Annotated in this window: 10 protein-coding genes; 1 reads left to right on the forward strand and 9 read right to left on the reverse strand. The window is 46.3% G+C overall.

The annotated features are described in order from the left end of the window. Positions 1-2: 2 nt before the first annotated feature. The 5 genes from smc to GPK81_RS10370 all read right to left on the reverse strand — a co-directional run bounded on the left by smc (position 3) and on the right by GPK81_RS10370 (position 7,700). Positions 3-3,563, reverse strand: a complete 3,561-nt coding sequence (gene smc / locus GPK81_RS10350; RefSeq protein ID WP_215707003.1) for a chromosome segregation protein SMC — start codon at positions 3,561-3,563, stop codon at positions 3-5. Between the two features lie 14 nt (positions 3,564-3,577). Beyond that, entirely contained in the window at positions 3,578-4,258 is a 681-nt protein-coding gene (gene rnc, locus GPK81_RS10355) for a ribonuclease III (RefSeq protein ID WP_021977667.1), read from the reverse strand. Continuing rightward, complete coding sequence (locus GPK81_RS18025; protein ID WP_252196640.1) at positions 4,248-4,496, reverse strand: acyl carrier protein; 249 nt, start codon at positions 4,494-4,496, stop codon at positions 4,248-4,250. The genes rnc and GPK81_RS18025 overlap by 11 nt, the downstream gene beginning before the upstream one ends. A gap of 76 nt (positions 4,497-4,572) precedes the next feature. Next, a complete protein-coding gene (plsX, locus tag GPK81_RS10365; protein ID WP_215707005.1) occupies positions 4,573-5,619 on the reverse strand; it encodes a phosphate acyltransferase PlsX in 1,047 nt (348 codons plus the stop codon). 248 nt (positions 5,620-5,867) lie between these two features. Next, the gene (locus tag GPK81_RS10370; protein WP_215707006.1) at positions 5,868-7,700 is read right to left on the reverse strand and encodes an ABC-F family ATP-binding cassette domain-containing protein; all 1,833 of its coding nucleotides are present in this window, start codon (positions 7,698-7,700) and stop codon (positions 5,868-5,870) included. 516 nt (positions 7,701-8,216) lie between these two features. Between GPK81_RS10370 and GPK81_RS10375 the strand changes: the two genes are divergently transcribed. Further along, positions 8,217-8,945, forward strand: coding sequence for a LytR/AlgR family response regulator transcription factor (locus tag GPK81_RS10375; protein ID WP_021977671.1), 729 nt, complete (start codon positions 8,217-8,219; stop codon positions 8,943-8,945). Here GPK81_RS10375 and GPK81_RS18345 read toward each other — a convergent pair. From GPK81_RS18345 to GPK81_RS10395, 4 genes are all read right to left on the reverse strand, one after another. After that, a complete protein-coding gene (locus GPK81_RS18345) occupies positions 8,884-10,632 on the reverse strand; it encodes a sensor histidine kinase (RefSeq protein ID WP_215707007.1) in 1,749 nt (582 codons plus the stop codon). The genes GPK81_RS10375 and GPK81_RS18345 overlap by 62 nt on opposite strands. A gap of 320 nt (positions 10,633-10,952) precedes the next feature. Further along, positions 10,953-12,320 (reverse strand): MATE family efflux transporter, encoded by a 1,368-nt coding sequence (locus tag GPK81_RS10385; protein WP_021977673.1) that lies wholly within the window; start codon positions 12,318-12,320, stop codon positions 10,953-10,955. Between the two features lie 95 nt (positions 12,321-12,415). Then, entirely contained in the window at positions 12,416-12,598 is a 183-nt protein-coding gene (gene rpmF, locus GPK81_RS10390; RefSeq protein WP_015525241.1) for a 50S ribosomal protein L32, read from the reverse strand. A gap of 3 nt (positions 12,599-12,601) precedes the next feature. Beyond that, positions 12,602-13,129, reverse strand: coding sequence for a YceD family protein (locus tag GPK81_RS10395; protein ID WP_118062474.1), 528 nt, complete (start codon positions 13,127-13,129; stop codon positions 12,602-12,604). Positions 13,130-13,170 lie beyond the last annotated feature (41 nt).

Genomic DNA, 13,170 nt, shown 5'->3' on the forward strand with positions numbered 1-13,170 from the left:
TGCTACCGGGTAAGCTGGTTCTCTACCAGGTCTACTGATACCAGCGTTGATACCCCTTTTTCCTGCATGGTAATTCCATAAAGGCGGTCTGCCGCATTCATGGTACCACGTCTATGTGTTATTATAATAAATTGTGTGTTCTTCGTCAACTTCTGTAAATATCCTGCAAAACGGCCTACGTTGGAGTCATCCAGGGCTGCCTCGATCTCATCCAGAAGACAGAACGGTGATGGTTTCAGGTTCTGGATGGCAAAAAGAAGGGCAATGGCTGTCAGAGCCTTCTCTCCACCGGAAAGCTGCATCATGTTCTGAAGTTTTTTTCCGGGCGGCTGGGAAATAATTTTGATTCCGGCCTCCAGAATATCCTCATCTTCCGCAAGCTCCAGAGTTCCCCGGCCTCCGCCGAACAGCTCCTTAAATGCCTTGTCAAATTCTTTCTGGATCTCTCCGAATTTTTCGGTGAACTGTTTCCGCATTCCCTCATCCAGCTCCTGAATGATCTGTTCCAGCGTTTTTTCCGCTTCCAGAAGATCGTTGTACTGGCCGCTTAAGAAGGTATGGCGTTCCAGAAGTTCCTTGTAATCCTCAATGGCATTGACATTGACAGAACCAAGGGCCCGGATCTCATCCTTTAATTTGTGGATCTGCTGTTTCATCACATGGCGATCACCAAGTTCTTCTTTTCGGTACTGCAGCGCATTATTCGGGGTAATCTCGTATTCTTCCCACATATAGGAAATACGGGCTTCCCGGTTTTCCTCGATCTTTTCCGCCTGGGTTTTCAGACGGAAACATTCTTTATCCAGAAGACTGATCTGATTGGACAGCTCATCCCGTTTTTCAAAGAACTCTTTATGACTCTTTGTACTTTCTTCTTTTTCCTGCTGCAGCTTTTCAAGCTGTTTTTCGGATGCTTCTTCTTTTGCGGCAAAGCTCTCGATCTCTACACGGACATTCTCGATGGTTTTTCTTTTCTGTGCCGTTTCCTGGCTGCCTTTTTCCAGGGAATCCAGGATTTCTTCTTTTTCTTTTAAAAGAACATCGATCTCTTCTTTCAGTCGTTTCAGGTTTTCTTTTATGAAGCTTTCTTTCTGCTGGGATGCGGATGCGTCCAGACGGATCTTTTCCAGAGTTTCCAGGGTTTGTGCCTCATCTTTTTTCCAGTCTTCCAGTTCTTTCTGGCGGGTTTCGATGAAGGTTTCCAGCTCTTCCTCGTCCTTTTTGGAAGTTTCCAGTTCCTGTGTGATCTGAGCGTTATCTGCCTGCATTTCTCTTGTCTGACGGCGGATTTCTTCCTGTTCCCGCTCGATCCTTGCATAACCGCCCCGGATTTCTTCTGCTTTTTTCTCCAGCTGCTCGATGTTCATCCTGGCTGTATTCTGCCCGATGGACTGTTCCTGGAATTTCTGCTGCAGGGAATTTACGGTATCCCGCATTTCGTTTCGTTTACTGCGGTTATCCTCCATAGACTGACGGATTTCGTTGTACCTGGCCGCCAGTTCTTTCACTTTCTTTTCCAGTTCTTCGATCTCACGGCGGCGGCCGAGAAGATTGCTGTTGTTCTTAAAAGCTCCACCTGTCATGGAACCACCCGGGCTTAAGGACTCGCCCTCCAGAGTTACCATCCGGATACTGTGGCGGTATTTCCTGGCAATGGCAATGGCGTGGTCAATATTGTCCACAACCAGTACTTTTCCAAGAAGATAGCCGATCAGTCCTGTGTACTCTTTGTCTGCACTTACCAGACCACTTGCAAGACCGATGGCTCCCGGTTCGTTTAAAGCTCCCCGCTGAGTGAACTCGCCTCTCTGGGAAATGCTGTTTAAGGGAAGAAACGTAGCACGTCCGTACCGGTTTTTCTTCAGGAATTCGATCATCTCCTTGGCAGTCTGTTCATTGTCTGTGACAATATTCTGGATGCTTCCGCCAAGTGCCGTCTCAATGGCGATCTCGTAGTTTTTCTCCACATGGATGATATCTGCCACAACGCCACGGATGCCCGGTACATGGTCTTTCTGCTCCATGACGCGGCGGATGCTGTTTCCATAGCCATCGTAGCGTTCCGTAATATTCCTTAAGGATTCCAGACGGGAAGCCTCTCTGTGGTAGGCTCTCTGGCTTTCTTCCAGCTCTGTATTCTGCTGTTTCAGGGTTTCCTGGATGGCTTTGATCTCTTTTGTGAGGTTACTTCCTTCTTCCCTGATGGCCTGAATGGATTCGGTGATTGTATCGTACTCTTTTTTTGCCTGAGTGATGGCCGACTGCTGCTCTTCTTCCTGAGTTTTCAGAGAAAGCATTCTCTGGCTGATTCCGGCCTTCCGGATATCCAGCTGCTCCATCATGGCATCAAAACGCTGCGCTTTACCTTTGGTGTTGGCACGGGAGTTGAGGATTTCGATAATCTCGTTTTTTCCATCTTCTACTGCCTGGGTACATTCTTCGATGTTGCTCTGGATGTTATCCAGTTTTTCCTGTTCATCGGAAAGCTCTCTGCTGACTTCGCGAAGCTTTGCCTGCAGATCTGCCCTCTGCTCTTCCAGTTCCTCTCTGTCTGCGGATTTTTTCTCCGTGTCTTCCTGAATGGCCAAAAGGCGGCTGCGATAATGGCTGTCATTCTGCTCACCTGCAAGGATCTGTTCATGAAGGACATTGATCTCACCGGAAAGCTGCTGCTTGCGGATGGCACGGTCCCGGCTTTCCTCCCTGAGAGCATCCATACGCTGGTTCAGCTCTTCCAGAGATTTTTCCAGGCGTTCATACTCGTCTTTGGTGCGGCTGTGGGCGTCTTTTGCCTCCTGTAACTGATTTTCCGCGATTCTGGTCTTTTCTTCCAGCTCTCTGATCAGCTTGCCGGTGTGTTCATATTCCAGAAGGAACATGTTTACATCCAGTTCTTTTAAGCTTTCTCTTTTTGCCAGATAGATCTTCGCGGTTTCAGACTGGCGTTCCAGAGGTTCCAGCTGTTTGGTCAGCTCGCTTAAAATATCAGTGACACGGACCAGGTTCTGCTGTTCTTCTTCCAGTTTTTTCAAGGTAGTGTTCTTTCGTCTTTTGAACTTGACGATTCCTGCTGCCTCATCAAAAAGCTCACGGCGGTCTTCCGGTTTACCACTTAAGATCTTGTCAATCTGGCCCTGGCCGATGATGGAATAGCCTTCTTTTCCGATACCGGTATCATAAAACATCTCGTTGATGTCTTTCAGACGGCAGGAGCTTCCGTTGATGCGGTACTCACTTTCCCCGGAGCGGTACAGTCTTCTGGTTACGGTCACTTCCTCAAAATCCACCGGAAGCTTATGGTCGCTGTTATCCAGAGTAATGGCTACGGATGCAAAGCTTAAGGGCTTCCTGAGTTCTGTTCCGGAAAAAATAACGTCCTGCATGTTTCCGCCTCGCAGCTGCTTGGCACTCTGCTCGCCCAGAACCCAGCGGACTGCATCGCCGACGTTGCTTTTTCCACTGCCGTTAGGCCCTACAATACCGGTGATCCCGTTATGAAATTCAAAATTGATTTTCTGTGCAAAAGATTTGAATCCCTGCACCTCTATATTTTTCAGATACATTGGACACCTGCTGTTTATTTGATCCTGCGGATCGCCTCAAGGGCTGCGGCCTGCTCTGCCGCTTTCTTGGTATGGCCGGTTCCGGTTCCCATACTCTCTCCGTTGATCAGGGCTTCTACGGTAAAGCTCTTGCTGTGATCCGGTCCTTCTTCTTTCAGAAGACGGTATTCCACCGGATGGTTTCCACCTTCCTGCACCATCTCCTGCAGTACGGTCTTGCTGTCATAAAAAATTCTCTTATCTTCCAGATCATTGAGGATAAATTTCAGAACAAATGTCTGGGCCGGTTCAAAACCACCATCCAGATACATGGCTCCAATAAGGGATTCCAGCGCATCGGATACGATGGAGTCACGTTTCCGGCCACCCATCATTTCCTCGCCTCTTCCAAGAAGAATAAACTCCGGAAGGCCGAATTCTCTTGCGCAGTAGGCAAGGCTCTTTTCGCATACCATGCTGGCACGCTTTTTAGTAAGTTCTCCCTCCTGGTTGTTGCGGAATTTTTTGTACAGAAAGTCACTGCTGATCAGTTCCAGCACTGCGTCACCCAGGAATTCCAGACGCTCGTTGCAGCCAAGTTTTCCAAGATGTTTCTCATTGGCGTAGGAACTGTGCGTCATTGCCTGTTCCAGCAAAGATTTTGCGGTAAACTGATATCCGATGGTCTGTTCCAGTTTTTTTAAATTATTTTCCATTTCTTTTTCCCTTCGTTGCGCGGCGAAGAGTCTCCACTGCATCTCCTATGGTAACGATCTCTTCTGCTTCCTGCTGATCAATATGGATATCATAAGTTTCTTCCAGATCAATGAGGATCTGAAAGAAATCCAGAGAATCAATTCCCAGATCATCTACAAACGTAGTTTTCTCGGTAATGGTACCCATGGTCTTTCCCAGAGTTTTCTCGATGATTATTTTCAGTATTTCCAGTTCCAAGACTGCTCGCCTCCTGTTCTGTCTGTAATACTTTCGGGACTTATCTGTCTGTACCCCGTATTTTGATTTCTGTTTTTTATTTTTCTTCGGTTTTTGCTTCTGCCTGTGCTTTCTGTTCAGCTGCAATAAATTCTTCGATCTTTTCGTTGATCTTTTCTTCCTTAAACTGCTCGCACTGGAAGATAGCATGGCGGATCTCCACACTCTTCGCGCTTCCGTGACTCTTTACTACCAGACCTTTCAGTCCAAGAAGCGGGGCTCCGCCATATTCACTGGCGTCAAAAGCTTTCAGGGTTTCCTTGAGGGCCGGTTTCACCATCAGGGCTCCTACTTTACTTCGGAGGCTTGTCATCATGCCTTTTTTGATCATGGATACCATGGTAGCTCCCACGCCTTCATAAAGCTTGAGGATCACATTTCCCACAAATGCTTCGCAGACAACTACATCTGCGTATCCTGCCGGGATGTCCCTTGCCTCAATGCTTCCGATGAAATTGATATCTTTGCATGCTTTTAAAAGAGGGAATGTGGCTTTAACCAGGGCATTTCCTTTTTCTTCCTCCGCACCGTTATTTACGATGGCTACTCTTGGTTTCTTAACACCAACCACGTTCTCCATATAGATGGAACCCATCTGTGCAAACTGTACCAGATGATTCGGTCTAGCGTCTACGTTGGCTCCGCAGTCGATCAGAAGGGAAACGCCTTTGGCTGTCGGGATCAGCGGGGCAAGAGGCGGTCTCTGGATACCTTTGATCCTGCCTACGATCACCTGGCCGCCTACCAGAACAGCTCCGGTGCTTCCGGAAGATACGAAGGCATCTGCTTCCTGTTTTTTTACAAGATTTAAACCTACTACAATAGAGGAGTCTTTCTTTTTCTGGATCGCCATTACCGGAGGCTCCGCGGTCTCGATCACCTGGGAAGTGTGTACCACACGGATTCTGTCTTTCGGATAATCCGGGTATTTCTGAAGTTCTGCCTTTATCACATCTTCCTGTCCTGTGAGGATGACCTGGATATTCTGTTTCTCTTTTACGGCTTCTACTGCTGCTTTTACCGGCTCTACAGGGGCATTGTCACCGCCCATTGCGTCTACAACGACTTTTACCATTTCTGACATATGTTGTCCTTTCTCTGTCCGAAAACCTTTTCGGAATGCATATGGTACACTGTAGTGAAAATCCTCAGACCCAGCGGTACAAGGATTTTCACTGCAGAGTACCAAAACAAATGTACCGTTACTTATGATACTAAAATTCTGCCCGGGAAGTCAATACGTTTCGCGTAAACCCTGAAAATAAAACAGTTGAAAACAGAGAGCTTATAGCGGTATTCCCCGAAATGCTATAAGCTCTCTGCTGATATATCTTATTCTTTCTGCGCCTCGATCTGTTCCGCAAGGTCGTTTAAGTACACCCAGCGGTCCATTTTTTCATCCAGCTTCTGCTGGGTTTCCTGCTGTTCTTCGGAAAGCTCCCTGAGTTTTCCGGCATTGGTGGCATTGGCTGCCATTTCTTTATCGATCTGTTCCAGACGGTCTTCCAGAGCCGCAATGTCATCATCGATGGTTTCGAATTCTTTCTGTTCTTTATACGTAAATTTCAGCTTCTGTTTCCGGTTCTGTTTCCAGGTATCTGCAGAGGATTTCTTTTTTTCCGGTTCCGGCGTTTCGTTCTGGCTGCTGCCTGCCATATCCGAACGTGTTTCCAGAGTCTGTCCTTTTCTGGCTTTCGCCTCCAGGTAATCGGTGTATCCGCCTTCATACTGTACCAGCTGTCCATCCCCTTCAAATGCCATAATGCGGTTCACTACATTATCAAGGAAATAACGGTCATGAGATACGGTAATCACAATACCGGAAAAAGAATCCAGATAATCTTCCAGGATAGTCATAGTAGGGATATCCAGATCATTTCCTGACTCATCCAGGAGCAGGACGTTCGGTGCCTCCATCAAGACTTTCAGAAGGTACAGTCTTCTCTTCTCTCCTCCGGAAAGTTTTTCTACAGGTGTGTACTGCATGGCCGGGTCAAAAAGAAATCTCTCCAGCATCTGGGAGGCGGTGATTCTTCCTTCTTTCGTCGGAACATATTCTGCCACTTCGCGAATATAATCGATCACTCGCTGTCTTCCATCCATATCCGGAACGTTCTGGGCGAGATATCCGATGCGGATGGTTTCGCCGATCTGAATTTCTCCGGAATCCGGAGCAACCAGTCCTTCTACCATCTTAAGGAGGGTGGATTTTCCACAGCCGTTGGGGCCGATGATTCCAAGGCGCTGATCTCTTAGAACAATATAATCAAAATCATTGATCAGAAGGCGGCCTTCTATGGCTTTACTCACGTGATGGAACTCTACGGTCTTTTTGCCCATACGGGTTTCCACGGAGTCCATCTCTACATTCTGATCTTTTACCGGAGTTTTTCCTGCTTTCAGTGCTTCCAGACGGTCAAGCCTTGCCCTCTGCTTGGTACTTCTGGCCCGGCAGCCTCTCGCCGCCCATTCCAGTTCCATCCGAAGGACACTGCGGCGTTTACGGTCGCTGGCAAGCTCCATCTCTTCTCTCTGGGCTTTCAATTCCAGAAACCTGGAGTAATCTCCTGCGTAGGAATATAATTTCCCGTGACTGATCTCCAGGATACGGTTGGCTACACGATCCAGAAAGTATCGGTCATGTGTAACCATGATCACGGTTCCACGGAAATTCCTGAGGAAATCTTCCAGCCAGGTAACCATCTCCCCGTCCAGGTGGTTGGTGGGCTCATCCAGGATCAGGATGTCTGCCGGGTTTAAAAGCATTCTGGCCAGCGCCACTCTCTTCTTCTCACCGCCGGATAGATTGTCCATATTGCTGTTCTGATCTGTAATTCCGAGAGTGTTCAGCATACGGCGTGCCTCGCTCTCTGTACTCCAGTCTTTCTGCCACTTACCCTCTGCCACATAGTCCAGAATGGTCATATGCTGTGGAAATTCCGGAGTCTGGGGAAGCCAGCTGATACGGATCCCGTTCTGGGTGATCACCTGGCCCTCATCCGGTTCTTCTTCTCCTGCTATTACCCGGAGCAGGGTAGTTTTTCCCGTTCCGTTGACACCGATGATCCCGATCTTTTCTCCCTGGTCAATGCCACAGGAAATATCGTCAAAAATCACCTTGTCTCCAAAAATCTTGTGGATATGTTCTATATTAAGAATGTTCATGTGTGTTTCTCCATTTTCTTTTTTCGTAAGTTCCTGCAGATAAAGATATCCGCATTGGCTTTTTCACTCTACAACGAATAATAACGAATTTCCTGCTTTCCGTCAAGAAGCATGTATTTTGGGAACGGGGAAAACGGCTGCGTTTCATGCTCTGAAATACAGCCGTTGTTGTAAGGTTTTTTTTAAGGATTTTGTCTGGATTTTTGTTGACAGTTTCTCATGTCGCCAGGTTTCTTTTTTACTTTCCGTATATCTACCGCCTTTCTTTTTGGATGACATCATTGTAAAAAATTTCCCGGCAAATGACAACCAACCTGTGACGAAATGACGTTTTCCATGATATCTTACACTCTTTTTCCAGAATTTACTAATGATTTTGAGAGAATATGAGATCTTACGACATTTCTCTACAAAATCTCCCCCGTAAAACTTATGTAAAATCGTAAACTGCCTCTGGACATTCCTAAAAGTTATGCTATACTACCTTTACACTTATTTCTCCGGAGGTTACAGATTTTGAATATTGCTATTATTGATGACATTGCATCGGACGCAGAACAGCTGAAACGTATTATTACTTCTTATTTTGAAAACAGACAGATTCCCACGGAAATCCGGTACTTTTCCAGTGCGGAGGCTTTCTTTGACGATTACCGGCCCGGAAATTTCCAGATCCTGTTTCTGGATATCTATATGGATGGCATTACCGGCATGGAAGCAGCCAGAAGAATCCGAAATCAGTCTGATGACTGCATTCTTGTTTTTGTGACTACCAGCAGTGAATTTGCGGTGGAAAGCTACGACGTAAATGCCGCCTACTATCTTCTGAAACCTTTTCAGCCGGAAAAGCTGTGTCAGATTCTGGATTCTTTTCGTCTGAAAGAGGCTCTTCATGCACGATATATCGAAATTATTTCTGACCGTGTTCCTGTGCGTGTGCCGCTGCACAGCATTCTGTATGCAGATACATTCCGCAATGCCGTCTGCCTGCATACAGATGCCGGCCCGCTGCGTTCTTACCTTACATTCCATAAATTTGAGGAGCAGATCCGTGACTGCCACAATTTTCTCTCCTGTTACCGTGGATGTATGGTAAATATGGACCGCATCCAGGAAGCCACCGACGACGGATTCCTTCTGGATAACGGAGAAACTGTCCAGATCCGGAAACGTGGTTCTGCCGCTATCCGAAAAGCTTATCTTCAGTATCTTTTTTCGTCAGGCGAAGGAAAATCTCTGCCTTAAAAATCCCATTATGGTCCTGAAAGTCTGCAAGACCACCATAACGTGCCGCAATCTCCGAGATGGATGCGGTTCCGATTCCCTGTCCGGAATGTTTTCCGGAGAAAATTCCGTCCCTGCCTCTTCGAAGAGAACCTGTACAACTATTTTCTTCTTCGATCAGCAGTTTATTATTTCTGGCCCGGATCTGTACCCGGATAAATCTCGGGCTGCCATCCGGGCACCTTTCGGCTGCCTCAACTGCGTTTTCCAGCAGATTTCCAAAAAGCCGGCAGAAGTCGGTATCTTCGATTCCTGTATTCTCCGGTGCCTCCACCTGGCACTGAAAAGAGATTCTTTTTTCCCGGCAGATCTCCTCATAATAATGAAGAATTGCATCGGTTACCTGATTTTTACAGTAGGTCTGATATGTAAGCCTCTCCTGAAACTCCCTTGTATACCGGCAAAGATACGTCTGCATTTCCTCATACTGTTTCTGTTCCAGAAGGGCAGCCAGCACCCGGAGATGTTGCCGCATATCATGACGGACACGGCTGGTTTCATCCATCTGCGCTTTCAGTTTTTCGTAATGTTTTTTCTGAGCAAGCAGACGCAGTTCTGTCTGTTTGCTGTATATCTCATAGGTGAGACGGATTTTGTACGCTTCTGAAAGATCTCTCCACAGCACGCAGGCAAACGCAATGGCCAGTACCATCCCTCCAGTCTCCGGAAACCGGCCTCCGATAATAGGTTCGTAAAGAGGCCAGATCCGATCTGCTACAAGGGAACAGGCGTAAACCGTTGTTCCCACCAGAACAATTTTCCCATATCCGCAGTCAGTTTCCCCGAAAGTATTTACCAACATATAAAACGCCGCAACCCATTTGACAGCTTCGCTGATCCAGGATGCTTCATAGAAAATTCCTGCTGAGGGAAGAATATCCACAAAAATTTCCAGAAGAAAAGCTGCCACAATCCAGACATCAATCATAAGAGACAGATATGTCCTGGTGCGGATATGTACTGTAAGCACTCCAAACATGACGCAAATACAAAATGCCATGGCAAATCCGCTCCCAAGTACCCGCAATCCTCTCTGCATATTGATCTGAACCGGGGACCCGAACACCGGAATATACTGAATTCCGGATTTGACATGGTTTTTGTCTGCCACTGCTATGACAATTTCCGCCATTTCAGATCCCTGAAATGTAAAAACACGGTTCATAATCTGCTCTTTATAAGTTTTTTCATCCGGATCTCCCACTTCTCCTGCCAGTTCTCCGTTGATATAAATCCGGTATGCGGAAAAGACCTTCTTAAGAGAAAGGGCCCATGTCTGTTCTTTTTTCGGCAGAATCAGAATCATCCGATAGGTTCCGCAGCCATAGGGAGAGGCATTTTTGTCACCCAGTTCCATTCCTCCGTATTCTCCAATGGAAATATACCGGCTGTAATATCCGGTGTTTTCTTTCAGCATATCTGGAGTAAGAAGTTTCCCCGGAAAATACTGCCATTCTCTGGCCAGATAATGCAGTTTCCCCGCTGCTTTTTCCTCATCCAGACAGAGAATTCCCTGAATGGGCTGCTCTCCTCTGGCCGTATATTCATTGTTCATGCGGTACATCAGAAAAAATGCCGTCATGGATAAAATCACTGTAATTCCGAAAATAAGAGTCCACAGCTTATTTTTCTTCTCTATGGCTGCCACCCCGCTTTCCGGATCGGTTTCGGATTCCCACCGTCAGGGCTGTGATTGCTGCCATTGCCGTTTTTATGGCGTACCTCATGCAGATCCCCATAACAATCACTCCAAGTATTGATAAAATCCCATATCTTATTGTTTTTCGCAGATTGTGCATGTGATTCATCCCCTTTTGTGCTGTTTTAAATATCCATCTATATGCGTCCAGAATACCGCTTTTTCTCTTTTCAGGCAATGAAATCAATTCGTAATAAATCGACATTTTCCGAGAAAAACAAAGGTGCCAATCACTGCTATCACGCAGAATCAGCACCCTTTTTATATGGTTATTTCTTTTTTTGTATACCGGGAAAACGCCGGAAATAGTAAATGACAAACAGCACCGCAGTAATTACCCAGGACACCGGATAGCTGAGCATAATGCTGTTAATTCCGGGATGGGATTTTACAAAGGCAAACAGCCAGATAATCCGGATCATGCAGACGCCTCCGCATGTCAGAATCATGGGGATCAGAACTCTTCCGGCACCACGCAGGGCGCCGGACAGAATTCCGATCACAACATAAAGCGCATACGATGGGATCAGGAACCGGATCATATGGACTCCAATTTTCACCACTGTCTGATCTGTGGTAAATAGGCGGTAAATTGATCCCGCAAACAGAACAATTGCACCACTTACAATAAATGCGGTAATATATGCCATTGCCATACAGACACGGACGCTTTTTCGCATGCGGTGGTATTTTCCGGCACCGTAGTTCTGTCCCACAAAGGTGGTAATTGAGATAGCAAAGGCATTGCAGACCATCCAGAATACCGCGTCAATTTTTCCCAGGGTTCCCCAGGCTGCCACGGTATCCGTTCCCAGCTCATTGACAAAAATCTGAATAGTAAGATTGGCAATGTTGTACATCACAGATTCCAGTCCTGCTGGAAGTCCAATCCTTAAAACTGCTCCAAGAGACCGGAGATCAAAACGGATCTCATGGAATTCCAGACGGTAAATATCTTCTGCCCGCATCAAAAACCAGGTTACAAGAATGGCACTGACTGCCTGGCAGCTGACTGTTGCAAGTGCAACGCCAAGAACTCCCATATGGAAGATTACAACAAACACAACATCCAGAAGAATATTCAAAAGGCAGGTGATGATCAGCACATAAAGGGGTCTTTTGGAGTCTCCTACTGCTCTTAAGATACTGGATACCATGTTGTAAACCAGATTGAAAAAAGTTCCCGCAAAATAGATATGCAGGTACAGTACAGAATCCGGAATTACTTCTGCCGGTGTTTTCATCAGGTGAAGGATCGGCTCTGCCAGGATAAATCCTGCTGTTCCCACAATTATGCTGGCTGCCAGACAAAAAATCATGGATGTGTGAAGCGCTTTTTTGAGATTTTTGTGGTCTTTTGCGCCGTAGAACTGTGAAATCACCACAGCCGCACCAGAACATAGGCCCACAAAAAATCCTACAATCAGATTCACGATCATGCTGGACGAACCACCGACTGCAGCCAGCGCTTCTTTTCCCACAAAACGGCCTACCACAACCGTATCGGCGGTATTATAAATCTGCTGGAACAGAGTTCCAAACAAGATCGGAAAAAAGAAAAACAGAAGCTGTTTCCAGATCACGCCCTCTGTGATCTGGTTTACGGCGGTATTTTTCTGATTTTTGTTCTCTTTCATATTTTTATTTCCCCTCAGAGTATAAAAAAAGCCGGTATACTTATCTCAGCATACCAGACTCTTTTCTGCATCATATATTGACTGACCAATCAAAATTAGTCCTCAACTTTGATGATTTCCTTCTTATTGTAGCTTCCGCAAGCTTTGCAAACTCTGTGTGGCATCATAAGTGCTCCACATTTGCTACATTTAACAAGGTTCATAGCGCTCATTTTCCAGTTCGCTCTTCTCTTGTCACGTCTAGCTTTGGAAGATTTGTTCTTAGGACAAATGGACATAGGTTACACCTCCTTAAATTTACTGAATATATCACTGATAGCTGCCATGCGGGGATCCTTAGGCTCCTCCTTGCATCCGCAGGGACCTTCGTTCAGGTTCTTCCCGCAGCGGCTGCAGATACCTTTACAGTCTTCTTTACATAAGACCTTCAAAGGCCAGCATATCAATACCTCAAGATAGACCAACCGGTCCACATCCAGGTTCATACCTGTGAGATAGCTGCTTTCATCCAGATCATTGACACGTTCTTCATCAGAAAGCTTCATATCAAGCTTCTTCTTAAATTCCAGTGATATCTCTACGGCTACTGTCTCAAGACAGCGATCACATGGAATTCCAACTGTAATCTTACCGGTTCCTGTAAGTTCAAGAACCTTGTCACCGGTATTGGTGATCGTAAGCTCTACCGGTTCTTTCGCAAGTACCGGGAAACTTCCCATCTGAAAATCAATCTTCTCCAGTTCAGGAACAACTGATTCCTGGATCGTCTTGCCATCACAGGAAGAAATGTCTAATAAATGAATCTGCATAAGTCTCTCCTATCCACACTCAATCCATTATACATATGGTC

This window comes from Blautia sp. MCC283 (genome assembly GCF_018785565.1).
Classification (GTDB): Bacteria; Bacillota; Clostridia; order Lachnospirales; family Lachnospiraceae; genus Blautia_A.

Coding starts and splice junctions, on each gene's coding strand:
- GPK81_RS10370 (WP_215707006.1), bottom strand. CDS start 7,700: ATGAACATTCTTAATATAGAACATATCCACAAGATTTTTGGAGACAAG.
- smc (WP_215707003.1), bottom strand. CDS start 3,563: ATGTATCTGAAAAATATAGAGGTGCAGGGATTCAAATCTTTTGCACAG.
- plsX (WP_215707005.1), bottom strand. CDS start 5,619: ATGTCAGAAATGGTAAAAGTCGTTGTAGACGCAATGGGCGGTGACAAT.
- rpmF (WP_015525241.1), bottom strand. CDS start 12,598: ATGTCCATTTGTCCTAAGAACAAATCTTCCAAAGCTAGACGTGACAAG.
- GPK81_RS10385 (WP_021977673.1), bottom strand. CDS start 12,320: ATGAAAGAGAACAAAAATCAGAAAAATACCGCCGTAAACCAGATCACA.
- rnc (WP_021977667.1), bottom strand. CDS start 4,258: ATGGAAAATAATTTAAAAAAACTGGAACAGACCATCGGATATCAGTTT.
- GPK81_RS10395 (WP_118062474.1), bottom strand. CDS start 13,129: ATGCAGATTCATTTATTAGACATTTCTTCCTGTGATGGCAAGACGATC.